Genomic DNA, 17250 nt, shown 5'->3' with positions numbered 1-17250 from the left:
AGGCGCATTGGCAGCCACTGCCCGAACCTCTGGAGGTGTTTTCCAATGTTGATGCGCACTGACCCCTTCCGTGAGCTGGACCGGCTGGCCCAGCAGCTGATGGGCCCGGGCACCTGGTCCCGGCCGTCCCCGATGCCGATGGACGCCTACCGCGAGGGCGACCAGTACGTGGTGGCCTTCGACATCCCCGGCGTCAGCGCGGACGCGATCGACATCGACGTCGAACGCAACATGCTGACCGTCAAGGCCGAGCGCCGTCCCGTGACGAAGGCCGACGACGTGCAGATGGAGCTGTCGGAACGGCCTCTGGGCGCCTTCTCCCGCCAGATCGTGCTCGCCGACAGCCTGGACACCGAGCATATCCAGGCCGACTACGACGCAGGCGTGCTCACCCTGCGCATCCCGATCGCCGAGCGCGCCAAGCCCCGCAAGATCTCCATCGGCATCGGAACCGGCCATAAGGAGATCTCCGGCTGAGCCGGACCCGATGAGGGCTGAACAGCGGCGGAGGACGGGCATCCATCTGATCTCCCCCTCGCTCGTCCTCCGCGCCCCGTGGACCTGAGGAAGGGGTGACGGCCGACGTGACGGTGCGACGGGAAGCGTTCCTCGACCATGTGAAGGAACGCGGCGAATACGACACCCTGCACGAAGCCGAACGCGCGGCCCGCGTGGTGCTCGCCCTACTGGGCGCGCACCTGGTCGGCGAGGTACGCGCCCAGCTCGCGGCGCGGCTGCCGGAGGACTTCGCCCTGATCCTGCTCAACCCGCTGCAAAGCGCCGAGCCGCTGCCCCCGGAGCGGTTCGTGCGCGCGGCCGCGGCCTGGATAGAGGGGGCCACCGACCAGACCGCGGCCTGGGACGTCAGCGCCGTCCTGTCCACGGTCGCCGACGCCACCGGCGACGACCTCCTCAAGCAGATCCTGCTCCAGCTCCCCGCAGGCTACGACCTCCTCTTCGGCCGCCCCCAGCCCACCTGACCACCCACCCTCGGTGACCGCACACCGGCCACCACGACCTGGTGACAGAAAGGCAACCACCGCAGTGATGTCCCACCAGAGCGCACCGCTCCAGCAGCCCTACGGGAGGGCGTACGAGCACATGCTGGAAAAGGTCCGCTACGAAGGCGCCTACCCCACCCGGGAGAAGGCCGAGGAAGCCGTCCGCCTCGTCCTTTCGGGACTGGGACGCCAGCTGACCGGCGACGAACGCGTCGAACTGGCCGCCCGCCTTCCCGTCGAAGCCGCACGCATCCTCACCGCCCAGATCCCCGACACCCAGCCGCTGGGCGGCTGGGCCTTCGTCAAGGACCTCGCCGCCCGCACAGGCGCATCCCTGGGCACCACCCGCTGGGACACCGGATCCGTCTTCTCCGCCGTCGCGGCCTACGCCGGCCCCGACCTCCTCACCCGCATCCTGCGCCAACTCCCCTCCGGCTACGCGCTGCTGTTCGGCCGCGCCGAACTCACCCAAGCCGCATAGGCAGGCCGTGCCCTCTCGGCGCCACAGCATGCCGGTGACCATGACGCGTACACGCGCAGCAAAGACTGCACAGCGCGTCACGGTCACCGGCATCACGCTGACGCGGCCAGGGCCGCCACGTGGTCCGTCACCGACGCTGGAAGCACCGCGGAGGAGGCTGTCGTAGCACCCCGGCAGACTGCCCGCCATGGACACCGAAGCGTTCGGGCGCGTGCTCGACGCCGCTCAGGACAGTGACAAGCCGCTCGACGTTGCCGTCGTCGACCATCTGTCGGCCCTGCCCGCAGAAGAGATCCTCGCCTTCGAGCACCGCTTCTCCCGTGTGCGCGACGCGGTCTACCGCGCGTCTGCCCTCGGCTTCGCGGACCAGGCACCGCGGCAGGCCTGTGAGCTGCTCGAACATGCCGTCCAGCTGCCATTGGGCGAAGGACCCGTACCGGCGCTGGTCCCGCCAGCGGTCAAAAGGCGGCGCTGGGGGGCGTGTTGGGAGCAGACAGGAGCAGCCGGAACGAAAACGACGAACACAGGCTCATGGCGACGACCTTGGCGCCATGTGCCACCGCCCACTGCATCCCGGCGATGATCGCCGAGTCGCTGCCGCTGCCGGAGTCGTCGAGGACCTTTCCGACGATCAGCTTCGCGCCGGGCGCCGCGCCCCGGTACTTCCCACCGCTCCTCGCACCCGAGCCCACTCCGCCGGGGCTCGGCGGGCGGGCGCCCGCCCGGCTTCGTCCGCGAGGTGTACAAGCGCAGGCACAAGGCCGAGAATCGGATCGGCTTGCTGAAACAGGCCCGCGTCTTCGCGCCGCGCTACGACAAACTCGCCGTCCGCGACGGGGCCACGGTTCAGCTCACCCTCATACGGCAATCGCTGTGACCTCAAGGACGGCGGCCGGGTCGTGACGCTAGACACGGCCTAGCAGCGTGGTGCCGCGTGCGCACCGCGGACCTGCGCGTCCGCCGGCTGACGGACGCAGCGGGGTGTGCACAGCCACCACCTTGCGTGCTTGGGAACGGCACTCACTGCGTGATTGCAAGCGTTCGTAGGACTGCCACCGAAGCGACCAGGCATGGGTGGCCGGAGATCGCTACGCGGTGGTGTGGCGCTTGGTCTCGTCGGTGATGATCTTCAGCGCCTCGGCGATGCGGTCGTGGTGGGTGCGGTGGGAGACCACACAGACGCGCAGGGTGTAGCGGCTGTCGACGATCGTGCTGGAGAGCACGATGCGCCGGTGGCTGTTGATCCGCTCCAGCAGGCGGCGGCTCGCCTCATCGGCCCGCTCGGCGGCGGCCCGGCTGCCGTCGGCGGGGCGGAAGCGGAAGATCACGGTGGACAGGTCCGGGCGCGGCGGGACCTCCAGCTCCGCGACGCCGGACAGTGTGTCGTGGACGTGTTCGGCCAGGTCGAGCTTCTCTTCCAGAGCCTCGCGGAAGGCGTCCACTCCGTGCAGGTGCAGGGGAAGCCAAGCCCGCAGACCGCGGATCTCGTGGGTCAGCTCGGGCCCGAGGTGACCGGAGTCCGGGACGCTCCCCGCCGCCCCCATGTCCTGGAGGTAGCTGCCGGTGCTGTCGTGCGCGGCGTGCAGGGCGGCGATGTCGCGGACCACCAGGGCGCCGGTGCCGAACGGCATGAACAGGGTCTTGTGCGGGTCCAGGGTGATCGAGTCGGCCTGCTCGAAACCGGCGAGGCGTTCCTGGCCGCGTGCGGTGAGCCGGAAGAAGCCTCCGTAGGCCGCGTCGATGTGGAACCACACGTCCTCGCGGCGGGCCAGGTCGGCCAGCTGAGGCAGCGGGTCGACGGTGCCGGTATCGGTCGTGCCGGCGGTGGCCACCAGCAGGAACGGCCGCAGCCCGGCGTCCCGGTCGGCGCGGATCATCGCGGCGGCGGCGTGGGGGTCCATCCGCAGGTCCGGGGTGTGCGGCACGGTACGTATATGGGCGGCGCGGATTCCGGCGAGGCGGGCGGCCTTGGCGACGGAGTGGTGGGCGAAGGCGGTGGTGTAGACGGTGCCGTCGGCGAGATCCTCGCCGAGCCTGTCGTGCCGGGCGGCGACCGTAGCGGAGAAGGTGGCCATCGAGCCACCGCTGGTCAACAGGCCACCGCTGCCCTCGGGTAGCCCGCACACATCCCGCGCCATCCAGCGGATCACACCCTCCTCCAGCGCGGCGAGGGCCGGGGCCACCGAGGCCAGGCCGCCGTAGCGGTTGACGGCACGGTTGTAGAACTCGGCGAGCGCGGCCGAGTACAGACCGCTGCCCGGGATGTACGCCAGGTGGCCGGGCCCAGCCGTCTCCAGAGCGCAGTCGGCGGCCTCGTCCAGGCGCGCGAGCAAAGCCTCGAGGTCACCGCCCCGGTCGGGCGGCGGCGCCAGAAAGGACTTCACGAGCTCGGCCTCGGCCCGCGGCGACAGGGGGCTGGTCGCGGGGCGTGCCGCGAGGTTCTCGGTGCGATCGACGACACGGTTCAGGACGAGACGGCCCATCTCGGTCATCGCGGCGCGGTCGGGTTCCAGGGGGAAGGGGTGCATGAGGCAGTCCGAAGGCGGTGAGAGGGGGTACGGAGGTGGCAGCGGGACCGGCTTCGCGGGCCGCGGCGCGTGAACAGAATGCGCCGCCGAGCCCGGCACACGATGGCGTAGTGAGTGCCTGTACGGCGCTGCAGCGCAGGATTATTCGTCGGTACCGCCGATACGCTGCATTTCATGCCACGCCCCCTGTACGACCGTATCGACCGGGCGATCCTGGACCACCTCCAGCGCCACGGCCGCACCCCCAACGTCGACCTCGCCGAGGCCGTGCGACTGTCGCCTTCGTCCTGCCTGCGCCGCACCAAGGCGTTGGAGGAGGATGGGGTCCTGGCCGGCTACCGGGCCGATCTGGACCGCGACCGGCTCGGCCTCGGGCTGACGGTGTTCCTCTCCCTCAAGGTCGAGCACTCCCGCACCACCTCCCAGGTGGTCGAAGAGGCACTGAAGGCGATCGACCACGTGGTCGCCTGCCATGTGGTCTCCGGCGACGCCGACTTTTTCGTCGAGCTAGCCGTGCCGGACCTGCGCACCTTCGAAAGGGTGCTCACCGACCAGATCCTGGCCATCGGTCCCGTTCGCGACGCCCGCAGCACCTTCTGCATCCGCACCGTCATTGACCGCGGCCCGCTACCCCTCAACTCCTGGCCCGCCTCGCGTGCATGACCGGAGGGCACGGCTTCATCGCAGTCTTGCCCTCTCTGCTCGGGCTTCTGCCTCCGCATTGCCGCTTCGCGCCCGGCCCCTGCCGCGTGTTGGCGGCAGCCACCGCGGCGCTGGTCGGCGCCTTCGAGGGCGGCTGTACCTGGTGGACATGCAGCGCTTTGTGAACTACCAGCTCGCATGGCCGGGTGGAACCGTCGAAGCAGGGCTTGCGTAGCCATGGCCCGGCGCCATCTTGCAACGACAAACCCCGGGCCATACGCCTCTGAGCAGGGGGCCGAGGATGGAGCCGCCGCCGATGCGGTAGATGCCGCCCATGACTCCGACTGCGAGCGCAAGGTCGGTCACAGGCCGGGGCGCGGGTTCAGGTCGTCGGTACTCGGTGGGTGCGGGCCGTAGGGTCCGGGCGATGAGCCAGGTGCCGAGCGGCAGCATCAACGCGGAGATCAGGAGTTATGGACCGGGTTTGCAGTCGTCTGTTGTCCACGCCCCAGTTGTGACCGGGCCGGTCACGTCCTGTCGGTCGGTCGCGGAGTGGTCGGTTGTCGCGGTCCAGGAGCGGAGGAGGCGCAGGGGTCAAGCTCGGAACAGGCTTGTCGACCTCGGCGACATGGACCACATCCGAAACGCCGAGCGAACGGTAAGCGGCTGCGCGCATGAGTTCCACCCTCTGCCCGTTGCACCTGCCCCCGGAGTTGCCCGTGATGCCCTGCAAAACCCGGCACGCGTCTGGCGCGGACCTTGGATCACGTTGGGCCCTTACGGATGCACAAGCCTTCCAGGAGCGCGGTCAGATAGCGGTGGGCGGTCTCGACACGGGCGGCCGGGACGCTGTGGACGTTCGCGGCGTAGGCGATCCCGCACATGAGCGGGACCAGGTCTTCGGAGGTCAGGTCGGCCCGTACAACTCCGGCGTCGCGGGCCCGTTCGAGCAGTTGTCCGCCGACCGATCGCAAGGTCTGTTTCAGTTCGGTGGTGCGCGGCAGGGCGTCCGTGGGCGCTGCGGTGACCGTGGACAGGGCGGCCTCGGTGACCTGCGCTTCGATGGTGCGGATCAGGAAGTCGGTGAGGGCGCGCCCGGGGTCGTCGTCGGTGAGTGCCTGCTCGCCGTGTGCGGCGAGTGTCTCCAGGCAGGGGTTGGCGACGGTCTCCAGGAGCGCCTCGGCGGTGGGGAAGTGGCGGTAGACGGTGCCGACGCCCAGCTGGGCGCGGCGGGCAACGTCGTTGAGCTGGAGTGGTGTGCCTTCGTCCACGAGCTGGCGGGCCACGGCGACGATCCGTTCCCAGTTACGGGCGGCGTCCTTGCGCATGGGGGCGGTCGTCATGGGAGGAGTCTAACTGGATAGCTCATCCGGATTGCTGTTGCGTGCGAACCGGATGAGGTACCCGCTCACGTCTCTGGAGTGATGCTGATCGGCTTTGGGTCTCGTCACCCGGCCGTGAGGGGTGCGAGGCGCTCACTGAGGTGGCGGACGGCTTCGGCGACGCGAGGATCAGCTGCCGAACGCAAGGGCGTGACAGGCTGCGCCCGGGGCCCGATGACGACGCCGGTTCGGCCGGTCAGCGAGCCGTCGGTCGCGGCGAAGATCGAGGGCTTGGCGGCCGCTGACGCCGGGCCCGAGGTCGAGCGTTCGAACTTCCGCCGGACCAGCGGCCAGAGCAGCCTCAGTCCCGGCGAGACGATCTTCGGGTCGCGCATGGTGCCGTTGGTCATGTCGGTCGCGGCGCCGCCGGGGTCCGCCGCGAAGACCGAGACGCCCGTGCCGTCGAGTCGGCCGGCAAGCTCCAGTGCGTAGGCGAGGTTGGCGAGCTTGGCGCGGCCGTACCAGTGGAAGCCGTAGTAGCCGCCGGGCGGCTCGACGGCGTCGAAGGCGCGCTTGGCGACGCCGACGGCGCCCGAGGTGACGTTCACGATCCGGCTCGGCGCACCGGCTCGCAGTGCCGGCAGCAGCAGTTCGGTCAACAGGTAAGGCGAGAGGTGGTTGACGGCGAACGACGCCTCGATCCCGTCGACCGAGTCCTGCCGGTCCGGGAACATCGCCCCGACGTTGTTGACCAGCACCGTCAGTGGGCCCTCGGCGGCGATCCGGTCGGCGAGGGTGCGGACCGCGTCGAGCGAGGCGAGGTCGGTGGCCAGGAACCGCGCGGAATGCAGCGGTGCTGTGGCGTTGATCCGTTCGATGGCGCGGGCACCGCGCTCGGCGTTGCGCCCGACCACGGTGACCGCCAGGCCTGCCTCGGCCAACCCCAACGCGGTCTCCAGTCCGATTCCCGCTGTTCCTGCGGTGACCACCGCTGTCTGCTTCATCGCGCGATCCGTTCCGTCTATGTGGATGAGTTATCCGGTTGAGGTCAACATAGCAGAACCGGATGACCTATCCGATTAGGCGTCCGTGTGGGCGCTTCTGAGCACGCGTCCTCGCTGTTCGGCGGCTGTCGGCGGCGAGCGTGGTGGCAGATCGAACGGACTGGCGGCGCGACACAACGTGCGTATGTCCCGCAGGCTGATCCGATCCGCCGCCTTGCGACCCGGCCGGTTCCGGGGTGTCGCTCCTGCTCGCGCCGGCGCGGCCGCAGTCGTGGCACTCACCGGCTGGGCTTTCAGCACCGGGAGGACATCTGCGGCAGCGGCGAGTACCCGCGCTTCCGAGCACTGTCGAAGGCAGGCTGAACAGCCCTTTCATCGTCGGCGTCGCCGCCGCCCGTACGGCTCGGCCTCCGGCGAATACGTCCGCGTCCGCCAGGCCGTCGGCCAGGCGCTCGACGCGGGCCCGTATGTCGTCACGGATGGCCCGTACGCCGTCCAGGTCCTGGCCGGCGATGTCCTCCACCGGCCAGTCCACGTGCCGTTGGCGGTCTTCGTCTCGGGTCCTGGGACGGGGATGTGGTGGACGACGACGCTACTGACCGGACCTCCGCCCGGCGACGGGGCTGCGGATCATTTCGCACACCGTTCATGGGAGGAGGGCCAGGTTCTACGGCGTATCCCGACATGGCCCGTCCGGCGGATCAGGCCGGCTCCGCGCGCCGGGGCCGGTGCCTCCTGCCCGGGAAGGACACGATTTCACCTCGCCGAGGCGCCCTCGGCGCGGGCCTGCGCCGAACTGCGCCCCTTCTGGCTCACGGCACTTCGTACTCTTCCCGGACGGCTCACATGGAGGTCATGGCCGGACGAGGAGGGGGGTGACGGATGCAGAGCTGTCGGCCGACTGCTGTTGCTGGGGAATGGCCATGCAGCCGAGCCGGGCGTTCCAGCAGCCGTCGCGCATCGTCAGTGTGACCGCGGACAGGGGCGGAACACCGAGCTGCCAGAAGGCGTGGGCAGGTGCGCACAGGACATGGACCAGTGAGGCTCGGACAATGGCGGCCTCGGTGATGGTGAGTATGCGCTCCGCGTCGGCGGGCAGAGAACTCAGCCATGCCGCTGTCCGACGGCAGAGCCGAGCGACGGACTCGCCCCCGTGCGGTGCGGCGTCGGGATCCGTCAGCCAAGCTGAGAAGCCGTAGGGGTCCTCGGCCACGATGTCTTTGCGCGGGCGGCCGTACCAGCTGCCGTAATCCAGGTCACGCAGGGCATTCTCGGGCGCGGCCGCGATCGCGAGGGCCTCAGCGGCCCGCGCGCAGCGGGCGGAGGGCGCTCGGAGCGCCAGTGAGTACGGCGGAAGGACAGCCTCCGTCGCTGTGTCCTCACCCCGTCCGCGGTCACTCAAGGAACCGTCCCCGAAGACCAGGTCATCCCTGACTTCCGCGCCGGTTGCACACAGCATCGTCACTCGCAGAGCCATCCTGCGACCTCCTTCCCCGATCGGGACGGGGACGCTGCCGGCCTGGTCATGTGCCGACCGCAGCGTTGGTCACAAGACTTCAGGAAACGTGCCGGTGCAACCATCCGGCAGGTGGCCGGATTGCCCCCGCCGACTGGCGGGTCCTCATCCGCCGCTGGGCGGGGCGTTGGCCGTGGGGCGGGTCTCATCGTCGTGACCGAGTGGGGAACAGACAGGGCTCGCTCCCGGCTTCGCAGGCGTGTGGGGCTGCCGGACGGACCGACGACCAGCTCGCCCGCACGGTCCTCGACTCCAGTGAGGCCGGCCTGCTCGCCCCCGCCGACGGCGAACGGCTGCGCGACGCACTGGAACCGGGCACCCGGCCGGTGGGTGAGATCCTCGTCCCCGTGCAGAAGATGCGCACCGTCGACCACACCATCACACCTGCCCACCTGGGGCCGAACGGCCGCCGACGCGGGCACTCCCGATTCCCCGTCACCGGTCCGAACGGCACCCTGCTCGGCTATCTGCACATCAAAAACACGCTCGGCGTCGCCGACCGGTTCCAGCCCTTCCCACGCAGTGCCTGCACCCGGTCACCCAGGTCCGCATCGACATCCCGCTGGACGACACCATCACCGCGCTGCGCGCCGACGGCAGCCGCCTGGCCGCCGTCATGGGCGGGACGGGCGCCGTTCTCGGCTTCGGGACCAGGGAAGACGTCCTGTGCGAACTGGTCGGCCCGGCTCCGGCCACCGCCTGACGACTTCCCGCTTGCGTGTGCCGGCCATGTGGGTCGCGTCCGGGCATACGCTGCCGGCAAGGCCCTGCCGCAATCCCCCGTGCGGCAGGGCCGTTCGCTCTACGGGCGGGTCTCAGCCCTTGCCCTTCTTGTCCTCCTTCTGATCCTCCCTTTTCCGCTGCTCCTCCGCCTTCTTGCGTTCTTCGTCTGCTTCCCGCCGATTCTCTTCAGGCTTGCGGTCGCCCGGCGTGGGTGAAGGGGCGGAGGCAGCCGGGGGCGAGGATGACGGCGTCTCGGACGCGGGGGCAGCGGGTGCGGAGGACGACGGCGTGCTGCCGGGGGCCGGCATGGCGGGGTCGTTGTCACCGGAGGCCAGGGAGACGCCGACAGCGACGACCGTGGCGAGGAGGGCGAAGCCGGCCAAGCCGAGGAGCGCCTTGGGGGACATCCTGCGGCTGTGTGCTCGCTGGGCGGGGGCCGGGGATGTGCCGGTCTGTTCGGTCGGCGATGACGCAGGGAGCTCGGTGGTGGGCTCGTCCCTCGGCTCGGGACTGACCGGATTCGGCCGCTCCTGGTACCCGGTCAACCAGGTGGCAGCCTGTTCGGCGGTGGGGCGCCGTGCCGGGTCCTTGGCCAGCAGGTCCAGGACGTAGTCGGAGAGCGGGTGCGGGAGTTCCGGGCGTAGCTGGGCGGGTGGGATCGGGGCGGTCTCGATGTGCTGCTTGACCACGGCCACGGCGTTCGTGCCGGGGAAGGGCGGTCGCCCGGTGAGAAGTTCGTACAGCACACAGCCGAGGGAGTAGACGTCGGAGGCGGGCTGGGCGGGCTGGCCGAGTCCGCGTTCGGGGGAGAGGTAGGCGGCGGAGCCGACGATCTTGCCCGTAGCGGTCAGGGTGCCGGCTTGGTCGTTGGCGAAGCGCGCGATCCCGAAGTCGGTGATCTTCACGGTGCCGTCGGCGGTGAGCATCACGTTGCCCGGCTTGATGTCCCGGTGGATCACCTGCCGGCAGTGTGCGGCGGCCAGGCCCGCTGCCATCTGCGCCGCGATGCCGGCGGCCTCGTCCGGGGGCAGGACGCTGCGCCGGGCGCGTTCCTGAGCCAGGGTCCAGCCGTCGACGAGTTCCATGACCAGGAAGAGCCGGCCGCCGTGGGAGCCGAAGTCGTGGACGCCGACCAGGTTGGGGTGGTTGAGGCGGGCCGCGGTCTGGGCCTCCAGGCGGAAGCGTTCGGCGTCGGTGGCCGCCACTTGATCGGTCTGGCCGGGCCGCAGCAGTTTCACGGCGACCGCCCGGTTCAGGACCTGGTCGGTGGCGTGCCAGACCTCGCCGATCGCGCCGCGCCCCAGCGGTTGGTCGAGCTGGTACCGATCAGCTACGAGCACGTACACACCCACCCCTCGCCCCGAGGACAACTCATCGCCCCGGCGCCTGAATTCAAGCGATACGACATCAATTGCGCCGGGCGCGTTCAGCGTACAGACGCTCCGGCGTCCAGCACCGATCGGCCCGGCACGGGGCTGGGTTCGGCGCTGGGCCGATCGGCGCCGGGCGACGGCGCGCCGGGCAGGCAGACGTCGGGGGGATGAGCGCCTGCCCGCCTCTGGCGCGACGGCCCGCCGACGAAGGAGGAACGGGGCGGGCCTCGCGGGACCGTGCTCGCCGGTCCACACCCGCTACAGCGCAGCAGCCTGCTCAGGTGTCACATCCGGCCATCCCGGCCCGGTCGTCCGGCTTGCGCTTGACGTCGGGACCGGCTCGCTTCTCCGTCTCGGTGAACGGGTGCGCCGTGACCGGGTCTCCTTCGCGAAAATCTCGGCCTCGAACTCCGGCGTGAACGAACGGCGAGGCCGGGGCTTCCTCTTTCCCGTGCTCTCCCTGACGGACACCCTCCCGGGGCAGAACCCCTGATCTCGGATGTCGCCAAAGCAGATCAGGCCCATCAATTTGGCTTGATGTACCTTCGAGCTATGGGACCCCGACCCGCGGAAGCGGCTGTCACGCCGCCGGAATTTGTCCGGCTGGCTGCGCATCCGCTGCGCTGGCGCCTGCTGACGGAACTCGCCGACGGCGACTATCGGGTCCGTGAACTGGTGGAACGTGTCGGGGAGCCGCAGAACCTGGTCTCGTATCACCTGCGGCTGATGCGCGACGGCGGTCTGGTCACGGCCAGGCGCAGCAGCTTCGACGGCCGGGACAGCTACTACCGCCTCGACCTGGAGCATTGCGCTGAGGCGCTGGCTGCCGGCGGTGCTGCCCTGCACCCGGCGTTGCGCCTGGTCCCGTCACCTCCCCGTCGTCCGGTCGCCCGGGCCGGAAACCGCCGGGTCGCGGTCCTCTTCGTGTGCACAGGCAACAGCGCCCGCTCGCCGATCGCTGAAGCTCTGCTGCGCCACCACACGGCCGGCCGCGTAACGACGGCCAGCGCGGGCACCAGTCCCAAGCCGCACCTGCACCCGCATGCCGTCCGGGTGCTGCGCGAGTCGTTCGGCATCGACCTCTCCGGTCGGCGTACCCAGCACGTGGACGACCTGGCCGACCGCCGCTTCGATCACGTGATCACCTTGTGCGACAAGGCTCGTGAGGTCTGCCCGGGGTTCGGTCCGCGGAGGGTCCACTGGAGTATGGCCGACCCGGGCGCAGCGGGCGCCACCGGCCAGGCCGGCTATGCGGCCTTCCAGCAAGCGGCGGCAGACATAGACACCCGTATCAGGTACCTGATGCCGGTCCTGAACACCCCCGAGGCCGTTGCGAGGTCCGAGCCATGAACACTCACGACGAATACGTCAGCGTCCGCTACCTCGTCGATGACGTGCGAGCCGCCACCGACTTCTACACCACCCACCTCGGGTTCACGCTGAACTCCAGCGCCGCCCCTGCCTTCGCCGACGTGGTCCGAGGCCGGCTGCGCCTGCTGCTGTCGGGCCCGGCGAGCTCGGGCGCCCGGGCCACCCCGAAGGAGGCTGCCGTCGTGGGCGGCAACCGCATCCACCTCACCTTCGACGACCTCGATGCCGAGATCGCTCGGCTGCGTAGCGCCGGTCTCTCCTTCCTCGGTGACGTCGTCTCCGGTCCCGGGGGACGCCAGATCCTGCTGGCCGACCCGGCAGGCAATCTCATCGAGCTGTTCCAGCCTGCCCGGCCCTGACCAGGCGCGACGCTGACCGCTCCCTCACCCGCAGCGTCGCGGCGGGCCGCGCCAGGCTGGAACGGGAGCTGGAGCGTGGCCCCTCGTTCACGTCCCGGCAGACCAGCGGCGGACGGCGGCGCGGGTCAGGACTCTGCTCGGCCGCTTGTTCCACGTGAGCTACACCGTCGCGAGTACGCGGCGGCTGCTGAAGCGGCACGGGTGGTCGTGGCAGGAGCCCACACGTCGGGCGATCGAGCCCCACGAAGCATCGGTCGACGTGTGGAAGAAGGAGAGCCGGCCGCGGTAAAGAGCACCGCGGGGGCCTGCAACGGCTGGATCGTCTTCGAGGACGAGGCCGGCCAGTCCTATCCGGACTCATCTGCTGGTTTGGCGGGCACTCTGGGCGTAGGAAGGCGATATCGGTGGCTCGCCGGGGGGAAGTTGTGTCGGATACGGGGCTGTCGTGGAGCGTGAGACTGGCTGGCATATGGGGGCGCGCGGAGTCGACCGTCACGAAGAGTGTCCTCGCCGTTGTCTTCGCTCTGGGGCTGGTCGCCCAGTTCGTGAAGCCCGTCGGTGACGCGTTGCAGGACAAGGTCTACCTGGGCGGGGCACTGCTCACCGCGGTGGGCTACGTGCTGTACAGCGAGGTGCAGCGCCTGAACGCGGTGCATACGACGCACCAGGAGACAGAGCAGTCCCTGGCCGCCACGGTGCGTCGCCTCGAAGACGAACTGCAGCGACTGAACCAGGTTCTGCGTCCTCGGGTCACGCCCGCGGCGTTGCGAACCGAGATCCAGCAGGCGCTCGAAGCCGGGCGAGAGGTGCACTTGGCGGCGATGAGCTTCACCGGAGAGACGTTCGTCAATCCTGTGAAGTCCATGCTGTACAACCTGAGCACGGATCCCGCACGGAGCGTGCATGTGCGCGTTCTGGTACCGGATTTCACCGAGGAGATCGACGTCCCTGGCCAGGTGGGTGCCGGAGGCAGGTTCTGCGACGCTCCAGAGTTCCGTGAGCACCTGAGACGCATGGTCGTGGGGCACGAGCTACGACTGAAGGCCCACATAAGGCGGATGGCCGCGCGCGGCCAGGGAACACTCACGGTCGAGTTCCGCGTGCTGCACGTGTCACCCATGCGCAAGCTCTACTTCATCAACACCGACGTGGCGTATGAGGGGCTCTACGACAAGCTGGATCTGCGCCCTGACCCGGACTGTGCTGCAGCTCCCGGACCGGACGCGGCCGAGGGCGATCTCCTGGACATTCTCGGCGGCTCTCGGCTGGACCGCCGGTCCCTGGACAACGGCGAACAGGACCGGAAGAACCTCGCCCGCTGCCGGGAGTTCTTCGAGACGCTTTGGCAGGGAGCCCGCGAACTGACGCCAAGTACGCCGCCCCCAAGTCGGCCGGACGTCTCCTGAATCGCTACGTACGGCTGCCACGGCGGCCGCCGACCCGTACCCGTGCCCGCCGGACCGGTGCGCACCCGGGAGACCGCCTCCGACGGCTACCACCAGGCGCTCGCCGCGCACCGAGCCCCCGGCCCGAACGACACGTCGACCCGGCGATCGCCGAAGCGATCGAGGCACAGATCCAAGCCCCGCTGTCTGTGCGGGGACGGGATGCGGGCGTCGGTCGCGTTCGCCAGTCCCGTCTCCGGATGCAGCGGCGCCTTCGCCGATCGCTGACGGGGACGGTCGAACATGTCCCCGATCCAGGCGGCAACCGTGTCCGCACCGGCCAGTACGGGTTCTGTGGCCTCAACTGCACAGAACCGCAGGTGGTCCTCGACCGCCCCGCCCTCGATCGTGTTGGAAGCCCGACCGATGTTCGCCATGAACTGCAGCCACCGTCGGGCCAGTTGATGTTCAGCGAGAGTGGGGAACTTGCCCCTCGGGATGGGGCCATGACAGCAGGCTGGTAGTTGCGACTGTGCCTACTTGCGCACGTGGAAGCGCAGCATGGTGACCCCGCCCGACTGGACGTTGCTGAACGGTTCCAGGTCGATCCGGTCGAGGCCCGGCGGCGCGAAGCGGACGCCGTCGCCAAGCAGCACCGGCAGCACGTACACCAGGATCTCGTCGACGAGGCCGCGCTGCAGGCACTGGGCGGCCACGTCGGCGCCGAGGATCTCCAGGTTCTTGTCGCCGGCGGCGCGGCGTGCCGTGGCCACGGCTTCCTCGATGTCGCAGGTGAGGAAGGTGACGTCGGGGTCCGGCTCGGCGGGCGGGCGGTGGGTGAGGACGAACTGCGCCCCGCCGTCGTAGTCGGTGTTCTCGTCGGACATGCGCTTGCCGACCTCGTACGTGCCCCGGCCGATGAGCATGGCGCCGGTGGCCGCCATGACCTCCGGGAACGTCGCCGACGTCATGTGCTCGAAGATCCAGTCCATCGTGTGGCCGGGACCGGCGATGAACCCATCCAGGGACATCACCCTGTTCACGACCACTTTGCCGGTGCTCGCATCCGTCATGCGTCTTCTCCAAGCAGCTGGAGGGCCGGGATCGCATCATAGGTCGGTGAGCAACATCTTCTCCGGCGGTAGCCACGACCTGGACCTGTCCAATGGCGCCACCGCGGTGTTCATCGACGTGCTGATGCTGGCCGTGTCCGATCTCGCCTCCGAGGACTGGGACTTCCGCTTCGCGGCGCTGCTGACCCTGCAGGACCAGAACGTCATGGGGCGCGGTGCCGTCGGGTTCGACCTGGCGGAGTTCGACTGGGGTGCGACGGAGCGGGAACGCGCCCGCGCGAAGGACTTCGTGCTGCGTGCCACAGCACTCGCGGCGAGCGGACATCGCTGGAGCGAGCTGGGCTACCACCCGCCCCGCGTGCATGACTACCTGCACCGCTTCACCACCATGGTGGAGTCCTGCACCCCGCCCGCCGACAGCAGCGCCGCACGCGGCTTCCCCGGCCCGGACGAGGCCGCGATGGCCTCGTGCGTGCGCCACCGCGTCCTCAGCGCGCTCCCGCTCTGGGACGGCTGCTTCCTCTGCAATCGGCCGCACTGCTAGCACGGCTCGATTCCATACAAGGCGGTCCATGCCCGCAGATTCCCCTCCGTGGCGGACGATTTACGGGTTCGCGCGGCGCTGGGCCGCGGCCCGGGGGCATCGGTGTCATCCGCGACCAGCCGCGCCGCAAGGTCCGCCTCGCCAGCGGGAAGACAGCCCGCGCGGCGTCGGCGATCGTCGACTCGCAGAGCATCAAGGGCTCCGAGCCTGTCGGCAAGAACACCCGGGGATGGGATGAAGCCAAAGAGATCAATGGGCGGAAAGGCACCTGATCTGCGACAACAGGGGCCTGGTGCTGCTGATCATGGTCACTGCCGCCAACGTGACCGACCGGGACGCCGCCAAGGAACTGCTGTTCCGTCTCGCGCTCACGCACCATGCGGGCCCGGCGTCGCCTCCAAAGCTAGAACTCCAGAAGCGTCTCCTTAGGTACAAGACGGTTCAGGAACAGGCATTCAGCTTGTTCTTTGAGGTCTGACCTGGTCACGTTCGGCAATTGTCTCGGGCCGCCTGAGCGCTTTGCCCACGTCGTAGCGGGTTGCTGGGTGCCGGTTCTTCGAGCCGAGCGGCCTCACCCCGGGCAAGGACCTGTTAGGGCTTTGGCCCGACTTTGACCCCGGGACACCGCTGCAACCGGCGCAGGTCAACGGCTGCCCATCGGCTGCTGGCCCTGGTTCTCCGGTTCGACGGCGAGATCGAGACCGTGCTGGCGGGTATGTGTCGAGAGACGGCCTCATCACCGGGCTCCACGCCGTACCCAAACCCCGAGGAGCCGTCGCACACGCGGCGGGAGACCGCCCGGCGCCACTCGCCCGGCCGCCCGAAGGCATCCCGAGCACAGCCGCCCGGAACATCACGGTGCGGGTCGCCACGATGCGGGGCACCACATGAACCCCCGCCAAGAGCCTGACGGCGACCGACCCCTCAGGCTCCGCCGTTCAACAGGTCCTCGGCCGCGGCCAGAATCTCGGTGACCCGCAGAGCGAAGGCCGCGTCGCACGCGTGCGCCTGGCCGGTGCCCGAGGCGGCCAGCAGCGCGTCCCCGGCGCGGAGCAGCGCGGCCACCGCGCCGTCGGAGCTCTCCGGCAGGAGCTTCACCCCGGCCGCACCTCGCAGCTCCACCGTCGCCCCCGCCGCCCCGGGCGGTGCCGTGAGGCTCAGGGTCAGTGTGCTCGACGCGCCGCTGACATGCTCGAGGACCAGATGGACGGTGTCGCCGGGGCCGTGCGCTGCGGCGGCCACCCGCTGAGCGTCACCCAGGACCGGCAGCAGCACGGACAGTGCATGGGGGCCCACGTCCCACAGCGCGCCCTTCTCCCGCCGCCACGGCGAGGCCGCGAACGGACTGCCGTCATCGCTGAACACCGCGCCGAGCCAGTGGGCGCGCCCGGTGAACCAGCCCTCCACAGCCGCCTGTTCGGTGATCCACGCCTCGATCTCCGACTGGAACCGGGCGGTGAAGAAGACGACCGAGGCCACGCCGGACTCCTCGACGGCCCCCACGACCGCGCGTCCGTCCGCCACCGTCAGCGCGAGCGGCTTGTCCAGGAGCAGATGCCGTCCCGCCCGCGCCGCCCGTACCGCCAAGTCGGCCTGGACGGCGGGCGGCAGGGCCACGGCGACGGCGTCCACGTCGGCGAGCAGCGCGTCGACATCGTCGTACGCCGGCACGTCGTAGCTGTCGGCCAACTCCTTGGCAGCGGACGTACGGCGGCCCCACACACCCGCGAAGTCCAGCTCGCCGTGCCGGCTCAGGGCGGGCGCGTAGGCCATCCGGGCCCACGGTCCGGTGCCGAGGAGTCCTATCCGCATGCCGTCGCCTCTCACTGTGCCGAAGTGTCCGCGAACCGATGCCGGGGCGGCAGGTCGGTCCGGCGTCGGTCGAGGTGAGCGTGTCATACCTCCCGGGAGTCGGCGCAAGGGATCAT

The 17250-nt window shown here is 69.9% G+C and carries 19 protein-coding genes and 3 pseudogenes; 13 read left to right on the top strand and 9 right to left on the bottom strand.

Annotation, left to right across the window (positions count from 1 at the left end; genetic code table 11):
• Positions 1–45: 45 nt before the first annotated feature.
• The 4 genes from EJ357_RS02470 to EJ357_RS50680 all read left to right on the top strand — a co-directional run bounded on the left by EJ357_RS02470 (position 46) and on the right by EJ357_RS50680 (position 2065).
• Positions 46–477, top strand: a complete 432-nt coding sequence (locus EJ357_RS02470) for an Hsp20/alpha crystallin family protein (RefSeq protein WP_126388142.1) — start codon at positions 46–48, stop codon at positions 475–477.
• 107 nt (positions 478–584) lie between these two features.
• Entirely contained in the window at positions 585–980 is a 396-nt protein-coding gene (locus EJ357_RS02465) for a DUF2267 domain-containing protein (RefSeq protein ID WP_126388140.1), read from the top strand.
• A gap of 67 nt (positions 981–1047) precedes the next feature.
• Positions 1048–1482: a DUF2267 domain-containing protein gene (locus EJ357_RS02460; RefSeq protein ID WP_126388138.1), complete on the top strand. Its 435-nt coding sequence runs from the start codon at positions 1048–1050 to the stop codon at positions 1480–1482.
• Between the two features lie 187 nt (positions 1483–1669).
• Complete coding sequence (locus EJ357_RS50680; protein ID WP_407698549.1) at positions 1670–2065, top strand: DUF4240 domain-containing protein; 396 nt, start codon at positions 1670–1672, stop codon at positions 2063–2065.
• Here the strand turns inward: EJ357_RS50680 and EJ357_RS02450 are convergent.
• Positions 2007–2171, bottom strand: a pseudogene (locus EJ357_RS02450) (S8 family serine peptidase); the annotation flags it as partial. The gene EJ357_RS50680 and the pseudogene EJ357_RS02450 sit on opposite strands and share 59 nt — an antisense overlap.
• Positions 2172–2221: 50 nt before the next feature.
• Here EJ357_RS02450 and EJ357_RS02445 point away from each other — a divergent pair.
• A complete protein-coding gene (locus EJ357_RS02445; protein WP_126388134.1) occupies positions 2222–2359 on the top strand; it encodes a hypothetical protein in 138 nt (45 codons plus the stop codon).
• A 211-nt stretch (positions 2360–2570) separates the two neighbouring features.
• Here EJ357_RS02445 and EJ357_RS02440 read toward each other — a convergent pair whose 3' ends face one another.
• Positions 2571–3974 (bottom strand): pyridoxal phosphate-dependent decarboxylase family protein, encoded by a 1404-nt coding sequence (locus EJ357_RS02440; protein ID WP_228472926.1) that lies wholly within the window; start codon positions 3972–3974, stop codon positions 2571–2573.
• Between the two features lie 210 nt (positions 3975–4184).
• On the opposite strand from EJ357_RS02440, the gene EJ357_RS02435 reads away from it, so the two are divergent.
• Entirely contained in the window at positions 4185–4673 is a 489-nt protein-coding gene (locus EJ357_RS02435; RefSeq protein ID WP_126388130.1) for an Lrp/AsnC family transcriptional regulator, read from the top strand.
• 743 nt (positions 4674–5416) lie between these two features.
• Here the strand turns inward: EJ357_RS02435 and EJ357_RS02425 are convergent.
• The 3 genes from EJ357_RS02425 to EJ357_RS02410 all read right to left on the bottom strand — a co-directional run bounded on the left by EJ357_RS02425 (position 5417) and on the right by EJ357_RS02410 (position 8455).
• Complete coding sequence (locus EJ357_RS02425) at positions 5417–5995, bottom strand: TetR/AcrR family transcriptional regulator (protein WP_126388128.1); 579 nt, start codon at positions 5993–5995, stop codon at positions 5417–5419.
• A 104-nt stretch (positions 5996–6099) separates the two neighbouring features.
• The gene (locus EJ357_RS02420) at positions 6100–6978 is read right to left on the bottom strand and encodes an SDR family NAD(P)-dependent oxidoreductase (protein WP_126388126.1); all 879 of its coding nucleotides are present in this window, start codon (positions 6976–6978) and stop codon (positions 6100–6102) included.
• 853 nt (positions 6979–7831) lie between these two features.
• Positions 7832–8455 (bottom strand): histidine phosphatase family protein, encoded by a 624-nt coding sequence (locus tag EJ357_RS02410; RefSeq protein ID WP_126388124.1) that lies wholly within the window; start codon positions 8453–8455, stop codon positions 7832–7834.
• Between the two features lie 257 nt (positions 8456–8712).
• On the opposite strand from EJ357_RS02410, the pseudogene EJ357_RS49005 reads away from it, so the two are divergent.
• Positions 8713–9197 (top strand): annotated as a pseudogene (locus tag EJ357_RS49005) (hypothetical protein); the annotation flags it as partial.
• A gap of 112 nt (positions 9198–9309) precedes the next feature.
• Here EJ357_RS49005 and EJ357_RS02400 read toward each other — a convergent pair.
• Positions 9310–10557: a serine/threonine-protein kinase gene (locus tag EJ357_RS02400; protein WP_126388122.1), complete on the bottom strand. Its 1248-nt coding sequence runs from the start codon at positions 10555–10557 to the stop codon at positions 9310–9312.
• Positions 10558–11142: 585 nt separating this feature from the next.
• Here EJ357_RS02400 and EJ357_RS02395 point away from each other — a divergent pair.
• The 4 genes and pseudogenes from EJ357_RS02395 to EJ357_RS48080 all read left to right on the top strand — a co-directional run bounded on the left by EJ357_RS02395 (position 11143) and on the right by EJ357_RS48080 (position 13726).
• Complete coding sequence (locus tag EJ357_RS02395; protein WP_228472925.1) at positions 11143–11940, top strand: metalloregulator ArsR/SmtB family transcription factor; 798 nt, start codon at positions 11143–11145, stop codon at positions 11938–11940.
• Positions 11937–12320: a VOC family protein gene (locus EJ357_RS02390; protein WP_126388120.1), complete on the top strand. Its 384-nt coding sequence runs from the start codon at positions 11937–11939 to the stop codon at positions 12318–12320. Before EJ357_RS02395 ends, EJ357_RS02390 begins: the two co-directional genes overlap by 4 nt.
• A 50-nt stretch (positions 12321–12370) precedes the next feature.
• Positions 12371–12707, top strand: a pseudogene (locus tag EJ357_RS50965) (helix-turn-helix domain-containing protein); the annotation flags it as partial.
• A gap of 65 nt (positions 12708–12772) precedes the next feature.
• A complete protein-coding gene (locus tag EJ357_RS48080) occupies positions 12773–13726 on the top strand; it encodes an ATP/GTP-binding protein (protein WP_228472923.1) in 954 nt (317 codons plus the stop codon).
• Positions 13727–13812: 86 nt separating this feature from the next.
• On the opposite strand, the gene EJ357_RS02370 is transcribed toward EJ357_RS48080, so the two are convergent.
• Both EJ357_RS02370 and EJ357_RS02365 read right to left on the bottom strand, forming a co-directional pair.
• Positions 13813–14142 (bottom strand): hypothetical protein, encoded by a 330-nt coding sequence (locus EJ357_RS02370; protein ID WP_126388118.1) that lies wholly within the window; start codon positions 14140–14142, stop codon positions 13813–13815.
• Positions 14143–14241: 99 nt separating this feature from the next.
• Positions 14242–14778 (bottom strand): dihydrofolate reductase family protein, encoded by a 537-nt coding sequence (locus EJ357_RS02365; RefSeq protein WP_126388116.1) that lies wholly within the window; start codon positions 14776–14778, stop codon positions 14242–14244.
• Positions 14779–14824: 46 nt separating this feature from the next.
• On the opposite strand from EJ357_RS02365, the gene EJ357_RS02360 reads away from it, so the two are divergent.
• Both EJ357_RS02360 and EJ357_RS02355 read left to right on the top strand, forming a co-directional pair.
• Positions 14825–15322 carry a hypothetical protein gene (locus EJ357_RS02360; protein WP_126388114.1) on the top strand — a complete coding sequence of 166 codons (498 nt, stop codon included), beginning with the start codon at positions 14825–14827 and terminating at the stop codon, positions 15320–15322.
• A 292-nt stretch (positions 15323–15614) separates the two neighbouring features.
• A complete protein-coding gene (locus EJ357_RS02355; RefSeq protein ID WP_126388112.1) occupies positions 15615–15800 on the top strand; it encodes a hypothetical protein in 186 nt (61 codons plus the stop codon).
• A 446-nt stretch (positions 15801–16246) separates the two neighbouring features.
• On the opposite strand, the gene EJ357_RS02345 is transcribed toward EJ357_RS02355, so the two are convergent.
• Positions 16247–17134, bottom strand: a complete 888-nt coding sequence (locus EJ357_RS02345) for a Gfo/Idh/MocA family protein (RefSeq protein WP_126388108.1) — start codon at positions 17132–17134, stop codon at positions 16247–16249.
• Positions 17135–17250: the final 116 nt, after the last annotated feature.

The sequence above is a fragment of the Streptomyces cyaneochromogenes genome (genome assembly GCF_003963535.1).
In the GTDB taxonomy this organism is placed as follows: Bacteria; Actinomycetota; Actinomycetes; order Streptomycetales; family Streptomycetaceae; genus Streptomyces; species Streptomyces shaanxiensis.
The sequence above is the reverse complement of the archived record's forward strand: the minus strand, read 5'-3'. Positions and strand labels throughout refer to the sequence as shown.

Coding starts and splice junctions, on each gene's coding strand:
- EJ357_RS02365 (WP_126388116.1), bottom strand. CDS start 14,778: ATGACGGATGCGAGCACCGGCAAAGTGGTCGTGAACAGGGTGATGTCC.
- EJ357_RS02460 (WP_126388138.1), top strand. CDS start 1,048: ATGTCCCACCAGAGCGCACCGCTCCAGCAGCCCTACGGGAGGGCGTAC.
- EJ357_RS02345 (WP_126388108.1), bottom strand. CDS start 17,134: ATGCGGATAGGACTCCTCGGCACCGGACCGTGGGCCCGGATGGCCTAC.
- EJ357_RS02395 (WP_228472925.1), top strand. CDS start 11,143: ATGGGACCCCGACCCGCGGAAGCGGCTGTCACGCCGCCGGAATTTGTC.
- EJ357_RS02440 (WP_228472926.1), bottom strand. CDS start 3,974: ATGACCGAGATGGGCCGTCTCGTCCTGAACCGTGTCGTCGATCGCACC.
- EJ357_RS02425 (WP_126388128.1), bottom strand. CDS start 5,995: ATGACGACCGCCCCCATGCGCAAGGACGCCGCCCGTAACTGGGAACGG.
- EJ357_RS02410 (WP_126388124.1), bottom strand. CDS start 8,455: ATGGCTCTGCGAGTGACGATGCTGTGTGCAACCGGCGCGGAAGTCAGG.
- EJ357_RS02370 (WP_126388118.1), bottom strand. CDS start 14,142: ATGGCGAACATCGGTCGGGCTTCCAACACGATCGAGGGCGGGGCGGTC.
- EJ357_RS02420 (WP_126388126.1), bottom strand. CDS start 6,978: ATGAAGCAGACAGCGGTGGTCACCGCAGGAACAGCGGGAATCGGACTG.
- EJ357_RS50680 (WP_407698549.1), top strand. CDS start 1,670: ATGGACACCGAAGCGTTCGGGCGCGTGCTCGACGCCGCTCAGGACAGT.
- EJ357_RS02390 (WP_126388120.1), top strand. CDS start 11,937: ATGAACACTCACGACGAATACGTCAGCGTCCGCTACCTCGTCGATGAC.
- EJ357_RS02435 (WP_126388130.1), top strand. CDS start 4,185: ATGCCACGCCCCCTGTACGACCGTATCGACCGGGCGATCCTGGACCAC.
- EJ357_RS02470 (WP_126388142.1), top strand. CDS start 46: ATGTTGATGCGCACTGACCCCTTCCGTGAGCTGGACCGGCTGGCCCAG.